The organism is Prochlorococcus sp. G4PB17 (genome assembly GCF_059772445.1).
In genome coordinates, this window is record NZ_CM186288.1 from 1,349,420 (window position 1) to 1,361,248 (window position 11,829).

The window sequence follows — 11,829 nt, forward strand, 5'->3', positions numbered from 1 at the left end:
CTAGTTGAAGAAGTGGCATTTTCAAAAAAATTAAAACAGCTTTTCACTTCTCCTCCCAAAAAAAACAACTGGGATGGACTGATACACGCCTATAAACCCTGGTTACCAGTAACAAATAAAACACCTATTATCACTTTAAATGAAGGTGCAACTCCTCTTATAGAAGTTAAATCAATCGCTGATCGAATTGGAAAGGGAGTAAAAGTTTATATCAAATATGACGGATTAAATCCCACAGGATCATTCAAAGACAGAGGAATGACAATGGCAATAAGTAAAGCTAAAGAGTCAGGTTGCGAAGCTGTAATTTGCGCAAGCACAGGGAATACTTCCGCTTCTGCTGCTGCTTATGCAAGCAAAGGAGGAATGAGGGCTTTCGTTATTATTCCTGACGGTTATGTGGCTCAAGGAAAATTAGCTCAAGCATTAGTTTATGGAGCAGAGGTATTAGCTATCAAAGGAAATTTTGATAAAGCTTTGGATATTGTTAGAGAACTATCAGATAATTATCCAATAACTTTAGTTAACTCTGTAAACCCTTACAGATTACAAGGTCAAAAGACAGCTGCTTTTGAGATAATTGAAAGACTTGGAAACGCTCCGGATTGGTTATGTATTCCAATGGGAAATGCTGGAAATATTAGTGCTTACTGGATGGGATTTCAAGAGTATTTTCGTGCAAATAAATCAAAACAACTTCCTAAAATGATGGGGTTTCAAGCAAGCGGTTCTGCTCCCTTAGTTGATGGTAAAAGTGTAAGCAATCCAGAAACAATTGCCACTGCTATTAGAATTGGGAATCCTGTCAACAAAGAGAAAGCTCTTTTAGCTAAAGAATCTAGCAATGGTAAATTTTCAGCAGTTACTGATTCAGAAATAATAGATGCATACAAACTTCTTGGTAAAGAAGAAGGTATTTTTTGTGAACCAGCTAGTGCAGCATCTGTTGCTGGATTATTAAAAGTTAAAAATGATGTACCGAAGAATTCAACTATCGTTTGTGTTCTAACTGGTAATGGTCTAAAAGATCCTGATTGTGCAATAAATAATAATGATTCCGTTTTTCATACTGGTCTAGAAGCAGAAATAAATTCAATAACAAAAAAAATGGGCTTTTAAGAACATTCAGATATCCAAACTTAAAACTGTCTGTGAAATGCAATCACTTACTGATTTTTTTATTGTGGAAAAACCATAAAAACCCACAACCATTTTTCTACTGAATTTCCACAATAATTAAATTCGGTGGATAAGTGTCTTTTTTTCCCCTGTTAGAATTTGTTTTCAACAACTAAATTTTCTAGTTTTTCTGTTATCAATTGACTTTTTTTGAAAAACCACAGAAACCACAAGAACTACTACTACTAATTCAATTTCATATCAAGAAAGAAAGAAAAAGAATCGAAGTCAAAAATTTCGTTTTTTTTAACGGTATTGCCTTTTTGAAATAGCTATGAAATTCTTATATCAATGGATTTTTATTTGAGATAACTGGATGAAATTAAATTGTTCCCAATCAGAATTGAATACTGCACTTCAATTAGTTAGCAGAGCTGTTTCTAATAGACCGACACATCCCGTATTAGCCAATGTTTTGTTAGCAGCCGATGAAGTAACAGGAAAACTTCGCTTAACCGGATTTGATTTAAGCTTGGGAATACAAACTTCTATATCTGCTTCAATAGAAAATAGTGGTGCTATTACTCTGCCAGCAAAGTTATTTGGTGAAATAGTTTCTAAACTATCTAATGATTCTCCATTAATTTTAACTTCTGATGATGATAATCAACAAGTTGAACTGACAAGTAAAAGTGGAACATATCAAGTTAATGGAATGCTAGCTGACGATTTTCCTGAGTTACCTTTAGTAGAAAGTGGAACATCATTGAAATTAAATCCTTTATCTTTATCTAGTGCTATAAAATCAACTTTATTTGCAAGTAGCACAGATGACGCTAAACAATTACTGACAGGTGTTAATCTTACATTTGATGGTTATGGGATTGAATCTGCAGCAACCGATGGTCACAGATTAGCTGTGTTGAATCTAAGTAATGTTTTATCTCAATCAAAAGATAATGATATTTCTACTAATGTAGATAAATTTTCTATAACATTACCATCTAAATCATTAAGAGAAGTTGATAAATTTTTAAGTACTTGTGATATTAGTCAGCCAATTAATTTTTTTATTGATAAAGGACAGGTAGTTTTTATTTCTGTCGATGAAATTATTACTATAAGAGCTTTAGAAGGATCGTATCCTAATTATTCTCAATTGTTACCAGATTCATTTTCAAACGTATTAGAATTTGATAGAAAAGAATTTATAGCTTCATTAGAAAGAATAGCTGTTATCGCTGATCAACATAACAATGTTATAAAAATAACTACTAGTGCTTCAGAAAAATTAATTAAAATAAGTACTGATGCACAAGATATAGGAATGGGTTCAGAGTCATTACCTGTTTCTTTTACAGGTGAATCCTTTCAAATAGCTTTTAATGTAAGATATTTATTAGATGGTCTTAAAGTTATAGATTCAAATATGATTAAATTGAGTTGTAATGCACCTACAACACCTGCTGTTTTTTCTCCTGTTAATAATGATGTTAATTTTATATATTTAGTTATGCCAATACAAATTAGAAATTAATTTTGGGAATACCAACTAAATTATTTTTAAGTGATTTAATGAAACATAATGTCCGCTGTGACAAAGGTATTGATCATGGTCCAGTTGTTAGAGCATGGATGCATCCTCCTGCTCATAGAATATTAGGTTGGATTAGTCGACCATCAAATTTAAGACTGCAAAGAGAAGTTTGGAGATTAGATCAATTAAAAGGAATAAATCAGGAAGAAGTTTATGTAAAAGGTGACTGTTCTATCTCAGATGATCAAACTTTGGATCGTTTTCCTACTTTAATGAATACAAATGTTTTTAATAGAAATGGTAAGAAACTAGGATTAGTAGCCGATTTCTTTTTTGAACTTAAAAAAGGAAACATACAATATTATTTAGTTAGCCGTTCTAATCCATTAATACCTGGAACAAGTCGTTGGCGTTTGTCTATATCCCAAATTATTGATAAACAGCCAGGATCTATTTCATGTGATATTGAAACCTTTGAAGATTTACCCATTCAGAGAGCAAGTTTAAGAGAAGAATTTCTTAATAAGAGTCGAAAATGGAAATTACAATTTCAAGATTTGACTTATCAGGCTTCTGATAGGCTTGAAGGATGGATAGATGAAAAAATCATTGAAAATGAAAATGAAAATGAAAACGTTGGTAACCTTGATGATCCTTATATTTCAGAGAATAATATTGATTCATATGATGATTGGATAGACAATTTAGATATAGATACTTCTGAAGAATTTAATACAATGAATAAAAGAAGCAGAAAAAAAAGTTCAACTAATGAAAGAGACCTTGATCCTTGGATTTAATTAATGTCATTCTCTAAAAATAAAGATTTTAATCAGTTAATTAATTCATCAAAATTTTCTGTTGAATATGATGTTCAATCCTCACTTGTGCAAGAGGGTTTAAAATCATCAGACTATATGGAAATTTGTCGAAGATTAAATAGACCACCTAATAGAAATGAACTAGGAATGTTTGGTGTTATGTGGTCTGAACACTGCTGTTATCGTAATTCTCGTCCTTTATTAAAAAAGTTTCCTACAACTGGGCCAAAAATTCTTGTAGGTCCAGGTGAAAATGCTGGAGTAGTAGATATTGGTTTAGGTCAAAAATTAGTTTTTAAAATTGAAAGTCATAATCATCCATCAGCAGTGGAACCTTTTCAAGGAGCAGCAACTGGAGTTGGAGGTATTTTGAGGGACATTTTTACAATGGGAGCTAGACCAATAGCTTTATTAAATGCTTTAAGATTTGGACCTTTAGATGATGAAAAAAATATTAGTTTGATGGAAGGTGTTGTCTCAGGAATTTCACACTATGGAAACTGTGTCGGTGTTCCTACAGTTGGTGGAGAAATTGGCTTTGATAGTAGTTATTCTGGTAACCCCTTAGTCAATGCAATGGCATTAGGCTTAATGGAAACTGATGAAATAGTTTGTTCAGGTGCTAGTGGAATAAATTTTCCAGTTTTATATGTAGGGAATACAACTGGTAGAGATGGAATGGGAGGAGCAAGTTTTGCCAGTTCTGAGCTTTCAAAAACTTCAATAGATGATCGACCTGCTGTACAAGTGGGTGATCCTTTTCTTGAAAAAGGATTAATTGAAGCGTGTTTAGAGGCATTTAAAACAGGGAATGTAATAGCAGCTCAGGATATGGGAGCGGCCGGTCTTACTTGTAGTTGTTCTGAAATGGCTTCAAAAGGTGATGTTGGAATCGAGTTGAATCTCGATCTTGTTCCAGCCAGAGAAAAAGGAATGACTGCTTATGAGTTTTTGCTATCAGAATCACAAGAACGAATGTTATTCGTTGTTAAACCTGGTTCAGAGGAAGAATTTAGACAATTATTTATGAAATGGGGATTATACGTTGAAGTCGTTGGAAAAGTTTTAAAAGAAAAAGTTGTAAGAGTCCTACATAAAGGAAATGTAGTAGCAGATTTACCAGCTGCTGCTCTCGCTGATGATACACCTATAGAAGAACACTTATTAATAAACTCAGTACCTCAATATTTACAGGAACATTGGAAATGGACAGAAAAACTATTGCCTAAAGAGGTAAAAAAAGGCATTATAAAAATCAAAAATAATTTATTCGTAACTTGGAATAGTGTTTTATTAGATTTATTAAGTACACCATCATTAGCATCAAAAAACTGGATATATAAACAATATGATTATCAAGTACAATCTAATACAGTTGTTTTTCCTGGTGAAGCTGATGCAGCTGTAATCAGGATTCGTTCTCAAAATAAGTTTAATAGTAGCTTAAATCAAGAGAGAGGAATTGCATCTGTAGTTGATTGCAATGATAGATGGGTTTTCTTGGATCCGGAACGTGGAAGTATGTCTGCTGTTGCAGAAGCTGCTAGGAATTTAAGTTGTGTTGGAGCTGAACCTTTAGCAATTACTAATAATTTAAATTTTTCTTCACCAGAAAAACCTATTGGTTTTTGGCAATTATCAACATCATGTAAAGGAATTACAAATGCTTGTAAAATATTAAATACCCCTGTTACTGGTGGAAATGTGTCATTGTACAATGATACAAAATTGTCAAATAATAAGGTTATACCAATACATCCAACACCAGTGATTGGTATGGTTGGATTAATAGAAGATATAAAAAATGTTTGTAAAAAATCTTGGCATAATGCTTGCGATCAAATATGGATGATGGGATTACCGTTAGAAACTAATAATATTCAAGATAGGAGAATTTCACTAGCTGCTTCTTCTTTTTTAGAGCATATACATGGTTTGAAAACTGGAAGACCACCAGAAATTGATTTATATTTAGAAAAGCAAGTTCAATTGTTTTTAAGACAAATAATTAAAAAACAAATTATTAATTCAGCTCATGATTTAGGAGATGGAGGCTTGGCAGTAGCTTTAGCTGAATGTTGTATTACTTCTGGATTGGGAGCTAAAATTGTTCTTCCTCCAAGTGAGTCGAGATTAGATCGTATTCTTTTTGCAGAAGGAGGTGCAAGAGTTTTAATTAGTTGTTCTGATAAACAAAGCTTAGAATTAAAAAAATATTATAAACAAATATCTTCTGAAGAATCTATCAACTTTTCAATATCTCATTTAGGCATTGTAAATAATGAAAAAAAATTATCAGTCTATCAGTCTGATGATCTAATTATAGATATTAATATTTCTGATTTGAAAGATACATATAAAAATACTATTTCTAAAAAAATATCTAAGTAAAATCTCTATGATTTATAATTATCAAATTAAAATTAATTTAGCTAGCGAGGGAATATAATTATGTGTGGAATTGTAGGAGTTGTTTCAACAGATCAATGTAACCAACAAATTTACGATAGTTTGTTGTTGCTACAACATAGAGGTCAAGATTCTACTGGCATTGCGACAATGGATGGTAGTGTTTTTCATATTAATAAATCCAAAGGTCAAGTACGAGAAGCTTATAGAACTAGAGATATGAGAGGTTTGATTGGAAAAATTGGATTAGGCCATGTCAGATACGCTACTAAAGGAGCAGCTCATAGAGAAGAAGAAGCTCAACCATTTTATGTGAATGCACCTTATGGAATTATTCTTGTTCATAATGGAAATTTAACTAATACTAGAGAATTAGAAAAAGAACTTTTTAAAGTTGATAGAAGGCATACAAACACTTCAAGTGATACAGAAATGTTATTAAACGTGTTAGCAACAGAATTAAATAGTGCCATAAAAGGAAAAGATATAAATCCAGATGATCTTTTTGATGCTGTTAAATCACTTCATTCAAGAGTAGAGGGATCTTATGCTTCAATTGCTTTAATTGCAGGTCATGGTCTTTTAGCTTTTCGAGATCCTTTTGGAATACGTCCTTTAGTAATTGGTAAAAGGATTGCAGAAAATAATAAATCTGAGTGGGTAATTGCTAGTGAATCTTTAGTTATTGAAAATAATGATTATCAAATTGTTAGAGATGTTGAACCTGGGGAGGCTATTTTTATTAGCTGTGATGGTCAGCTTTTTTCTAAACAATGTTCAGACAATCCTCAATTATTTCCTTGTTCATTTGAATATGTTTATTTAGCAAGACCTGACTCAATCATGAATGGTATTTCTGTCTATGAGTCTAGGTTAAGGATGGGAGATTTATTAGCAGAAACAATAAAAAAGCAAATTTCACTTGGTGATGTAGATGTTGTAATGCCAATACCGGATTCTTCCAGACCTGCTGCAATGCAAGTGGCAAGACAGTTAGGAATTGAATATAGGGAGGGGTTTTTTAAGAATCGCTATGTTGGAAGAACGTTTATAATGCCAGGTCAATCTTTAAGAAAACGTTCTGTTCGTCAAAAGTTAAATGCAATGAGTACTGAATTTAAAAATAAAAATGTATTGATAGTTGATGATTCAGTTGTCCGAGGAACGACCTCTCAACAAATAGTTCAAATGGCAAGGACAGCTGGTGCAAATAAAGTTACTTTTACATCTGCAGCACCACCAATTAGATATCCGCATGTTTATGGAATTAATATGCCCAGTAGAAATGAATTGATTGCTTACAATAGAAATATAAATGAAATCGAAGATAATTTATATATTGATAAAATGATTTATCAAGAAGTAGGAGATCTTACAAAAGCTATAACTAAAGGTTCTAAAATTAAAGAATTAGATTTATCTTGCTTTACTGGAAAATATGTAACTGGAACAGTTACAAATGAATATTTAGATTGGGTTGAAAAGACATCTTTATCTTAATTATTTTCCGGAATGATCATTGAAAATATTGACTTTATAACTTCATTCTCATTTAATTTTATCTTTAACTTTGTTTCTTTTTTATAAGGACTCATATTAATTTGATCTGTTTCTAATCGTTCATATTTTTCTTGATTAGTTTTGACAAATACGAATTGATTATATAAAAAACAACTAATTACTCTTTCGTTAAATTTTTTATTATAATTGATACCTAGTGTTCCTAACTCTCCTTTTTTAGATAGTTTTATTTTTTTTGTTTTATGTTTTATAAAATAACCTTTATTTGTTATTAGAATTAAGTCTTTAGCCTGTTCTTCATTAATTTTTAAAACTTCAATTATATTTTCTCCTGGAAATAATTTTATTATATTATTACCTTGAGCTAATTTGCCCATAAAAGGAAAGTCCGTTTCTGTTATTTTGAATTTTATAATTCTTCCTATATCGGTTATGATTAAGATATAGCTATTCTCTTCGCATAGAAAACAACATTTAAGTTTAATATCATCTTTTAATTTTAATATAGTTGTTGCCCTATTTGAAATATCTGTGATTTCGTTAATTCCAATTCTTTTAAACTTTCCATCATTACTAATTAATCCTAAACTTACATTATTTTTTTCTGATAATGGGATAAAATTAATGATTTTATCATTCTCTAAGCCCGAAGGTAAAAATTGTTCTATTGGGCCAGGCTTTTGCCCTGCAAATTCCCATTTAAGCAGACCTATTTTTCCTAGTTCGCTCACAGCTAATATTTTTGGTTCATTTTTGATAGGCCATATTAGTTTTGTAGGTAAATTATTTTTTCTTTCTTGATTATTTTCTTTTAATCCTAATTTTTTAATTGTTATTGAAGAGACTATTTTTACTTCATTATTTGATTGAATAATAATTTCAGAATCTACTGATAATTGTTTTAAAGCATTTATTCTTTGCAGTTCTTTATTAGGCCTTTGATTTGCAATACGTTCAGCAATTAGTGCGTCTCCACCTTCTATTAATTTTGTTTTTCTATTACTTCCAAATCTTTTTTTTAGTTCTTTTAGTTCTTTAATCATTAGGTTCATTAACTTATCTCTATTGTCAATAATTTCTTCGAGTTCCTCTCTTTCTAAATTTAAGTTTTTTATTTCATCTTTTAATGATTCTTTCTCAAGACTAGTGATTTTTTTTAAAGGCATTCCCAAAATTCCATCTGCTTGTCTTTCATTTATTTTTAACTTATTAATTAAATTATTTTTTGCTTCAGATGTATCTTTTGACCTTTCAATTAAACTGATAATATCTCTAAGATTATTAAGTGCTTCAATAAGTGCTTCTACGATTTCTTGTCTGTTTTTAATTTTTTTTAATAAAAAATTGCTTCTAAGTAAAATTGTTTTTTCTCTAAATTCTAGAAAATTATCTAATAAGTTTTTTAATGTAAGTTGTACCGGCTGACCATTTACTAAAGCAAGTAAAATAGCGCCAAAATTGCTTTGTAATGACGTTTTTTGAAATAAGAAATCAAGAATTTTTTTGGGATCTGAATCTCTCTTTATTTCAACAACGATTCTCATTCCATCTCGATCACTTTCATCTCGTATATCTGCAATTCCAGAAACTTTACCGTTATTTACTAGTTCAGCTAATTTTTCAATCCAATTAGCTTTGTTTAATTGATACGGTAATTCAGTAATAATAATACCGTTGCGTTTGTGCTTACCTTTGCCAGGATTGACTTCTTCAATATGAGCTATACCTCTCATGGTTATGCTTCCTCTTCCTTTCGTATAAGTTTCTTTTATTCCATTACTAATTAAAATTTCACCTCCAGTTGGAAAGTCTGGTCCAGGGACGATTTTTAATAGTTTTTCTTCATCTAAGGAAGGTTTTTTTATTACTGCTATTAAAGCCTCTACTACTTCGTTCAAATTATGAGGAGGAATGCTTGTTGCCATTCCTACAGCAATACCTGCACTTCCATTTAATAGTAAAAAAGGTAATTGAGCTGGCAAGACATCTGGTTCTTGCTGGGACCCATCAAAATTTGGAGAGAAATCAACAGTTTCCTGGTCTATCTCTTTTAAAATTGCATCGTTCGAGATAGGTGCTAATCGCGTTTCTGTATATCTCATTGCAGCGGGAGGATCATCATCTATTGATCCAAAGTTTCCATGACCATCAAGAATTGGGTATCTCGAACTAAAAATTTGTACCTGTCTCACTAATGCGTCATAAACTGCTTGATCTCCATGAGGGTGATATTTACCAAGAACATCACCTACAACACGAGCACATTTTCTATAGGGCCTATCTGGCGTAAGTCCTAATTCATGCATTGCAAAAAGTATTCTTCTTTGTACTGGTTTCAATCCATCTCTAGCGTCTGGCAATGCTCTTCCAACGATTACGCTCATTGCGTACTCGAGATAAGAACGTTGCATCTCTTGATGCAACGATATTGGTTTCAGGCGTTCCTTGGCCATCTTTGATTATTTAAGAGGCCTAAATTTCTTTATTTAGGCTACTAACTAATCTGTTAAAAACCAGTTTTTTGTTAAACATTAATTCATTGACTTTTTTCTTTAGCTTCCATAACTACTTTTTTCATTTCTGCAGTTTTAAATAAAAGTTGTCCTGATTTCTGTAATTTCTCTCCCCACAATTGTTTTTTTTGATAGTCTCTAGAAACATATTTAGGGTTTAATGTTAGAGCTTTTTTTGCTAAGTTTATTGATTCAATAGATTTATTATCTTTAGAAAATAATACTATTGCTAGGGCTAACATTGGTTCAGCATTATTACTAATTTCAAGTGCTGATTTAAACTTTGATATAGATTCACTTTTGTTATTTAATTCAAATAATATAAGACCTTCATTATTAATTGATTGCCAAAATTTTGCATTAATCCTTGATGATTTTTTAAATGCAATTAGTGCTGATTTATAATTATTCAGCATTATTTCAGCATTGCCTAATTGAAAATAACCTTTTTCGTCATCTTGATTAATTGATAAACCTTTTATGATTAATATCTTAGCTTTTTTTGCATCATTTAAATCCATATATATAGAAGCTTTTGTAAAATATATATCTTCTTCTCTTGGCTTTAATTCTAGTGCTTTATTTAATGAAGATAATGCTAGATATTTTTTATTTGATCTTATTTGAGCTTCTGCAAGACTTCTCCAAAGGTTAGACTCTTTAGGGTTTAATTTCACAGCTAGTTCTAAAAGCTTAACGGCTTCTTCGTTTTGACCAAATTGAATTAGTTGTATGGCTGTTTTTCCAATTTGTATCGAAGTTTCTTTTAGTTCTATTTTATTTGGCTCGTTAATTTTTGGAAAAAAAGCTTTTGATGATTTAGTAAAAATTGAATATTGAAATAGACTTATCAAAATTAAAAATCTAAGAATTTTTGGAATTGTATTTTTCATATTTACTTATTATTTGATATTGAACTTATATTCCTCCTCCACATCCAAGGCTTGATTCTTTTTAATGCTGAGCCATTTAAATGTTCTTTCCATTTTTCATCATTCCATGACAATGCATCTTTTTTGGTTATATTCAATATCCATTCAGATGGTTGAAGATCAGGTTCATCTGTTGTTGGTATATTTTTTTGATTCCAAGGACAAACTTCTTGGCAGATATCGCAACCAGCAACCCAAGTCCCCATTTTACTAATAATATTTTTTGGCAATTCTTTTTCCCTATTTTCTAACGTATGATATGCCAAACATTTATTTGAGTTGACGATAAAAGGTTCTTCAATTGCTTTAGTTGGACAGGCTTCAATACATTTTTCACATTCGCCACAAAGAGGTCTTGAAGGATTGTCAGCTTCCAAAACCTCGGTAGTTAGAAGATGACCCAAAAACATCCATGATCCTATTTTAGGGTTAATTATATTGCTATGTTTTCCAATCCACCCAATTCCAGCTTCTTCAGCCCATGCTTTATCTAAAAATGCGCTTGTATCAATACAAATTTTCCATTTCGAGTTAGGTCTTTCTTTTTCTATGAAACGAGCAAGTCTTGTTAATTTTTTTTCAATAACTTTGTGATAATCTTTCCCCCAACCATATCTTGCGATTGAGATATCCTTGGAAACTTTTTCTGTATTTACATAATAATTCAGACCTACTGCTAGAACACTTTTTACCCCATCAAGCATATTTTCTATGTTTTTTCGTCTTGGGCTTTTCATCCATTCCATTTTTGCTTGATGACCCGCTTCGAGCCATCTGTCTAAGGAATCAGTTCTGAGTTTGATTCTTGAAGATCCAGGGACTTTTGCAATTCCGACCGCATCAAACCCTTCTGCAAAAGCTTCTTCTTTAATTCTTTTTGTTAGATTAATAGATTTTTGCAAACTCACAGTTAGTTTTCGTGAAAAATTTTTCTACCTTTAAGTAAAAGGTTTTACCCTATTTTCGACATTTTTTGG

General features: G+C 31.3%; 8 protein-coding genes. 5 read left to right on the top strand and 3 right to left on the bottom strand.

The features are described from left to right. Window positions 1–12: 12 nt before the first annotated feature. The 5 genes from thrC (at window position 13) to purF (ending at window position 7,386) form a co-directional block, all read left to right on the top strand. Window positions 13–1,119 (top strand): threonine synthase, encoded by a 1,107-nt coding sequence (thrC, locus tag AC6EJB_RS07775; protein WP_498490763.1) that lies wholly within the window; start codon window positions 13–15, stop codon window positions 1,117–1,119. A gap of 376 nt (window positions 1,120–1,495) precedes the next feature. Then, window positions 1,496–2,656, top strand: a complete 1,161-nt coding sequence (gene dnaN, locus AC6EJB_RS07780) for a DNA polymerase III subunit beta (RefSeq protein ID WP_498490764.1) — start codon at window positions 1,496–1,498, stop codon at window positions 2,654–2,656. A 2-nt stretch (window positions 2,657–2,658) separates the two neighbouring features. Further along, entirely contained in the window at window positions 2,659–3,456 is a 798-nt protein-coding gene (locus AC6EJB_RS07785) for a PRC-barrel domain-containing protein (protein ID WP_498490765.1), read from the top strand. A gap of 3 nt (window positions 3,457–3,459) precedes the next feature. After that, complete coding sequence (purL, locus tag AC6EJB_RS07790; RefSeq protein ID WP_498490766.1) at window positions 3,460–5,868, top strand: phosphoribosylformylglycinamidine synthase subunit PurL; 2,409 nt, start codon at window positions 3,460–3,462, stop codon at window positions 5,866–5,868. Window positions 5,869–5,928: 60 nt separating this feature from the next. Next, complete coding sequence (purF, locus tag AC6EJB_RS07795) at window positions 5,929–7,386, top strand: amidophosphoribosyltransferase (RefSeq protein ID WP_498490767.1); 1,458 nt, start codon at window positions 5,929–5,931, stop codon at window positions 7,384–7,386. On the opposite strand, the gene AC6EJB_RS07800 is transcribed toward purF, so the two are convergent. From AC6EJB_RS07800 to queG, 3 genes are all read right to left on the bottom strand, one after another. Continuing rightward, window positions 7,383–9,860: a DNA gyrase/topoisomerase IV subunit A gene (locus tag AC6EJB_RS07800; protein ID WP_498490768.1), complete on the bottom strand. Its 2,478-nt coding sequence runs from the start codon at window positions 9,858–9,860 to the stop codon at window positions 7,383–7,385. The two genes, purF and AC6EJB_RS07800, sit on opposite strands and share 4 nt — an antisense overlap. Window positions 9,861–9,943: 83 nt before the next feature. Continuing rightward, the gene (locus tag AC6EJB_RS07805) at window positions 9,944–10,813 is read right to left on the bottom strand and encodes a tetratricopeptide repeat protein (RefSeq protein ID WP_498490769.1); all 870 of its coding nucleotides are present in this window, start codon (window positions 10,811–10,813) and stop codon (window positions 9,944–9,946) included. A 2-nt stretch (window positions 10,814–10,815) separates the two neighbouring features. Beyond that, window positions 10,816–11,754 carry a tRNA epoxyqueuosine(34) reductase QueG gene (queG, locus tag AC6EJB_RS07810; RefSeq protein WP_498492993.1) on the bottom strand — a complete coding sequence of 313 codons (939 nt, stop codon included), beginning with the start codon at window positions 11,752–11,754 and terminating at the stop codon, window positions 10,816–10,818. Window positions 11,755–11,829 lie beyond the last annotated feature (75 nt).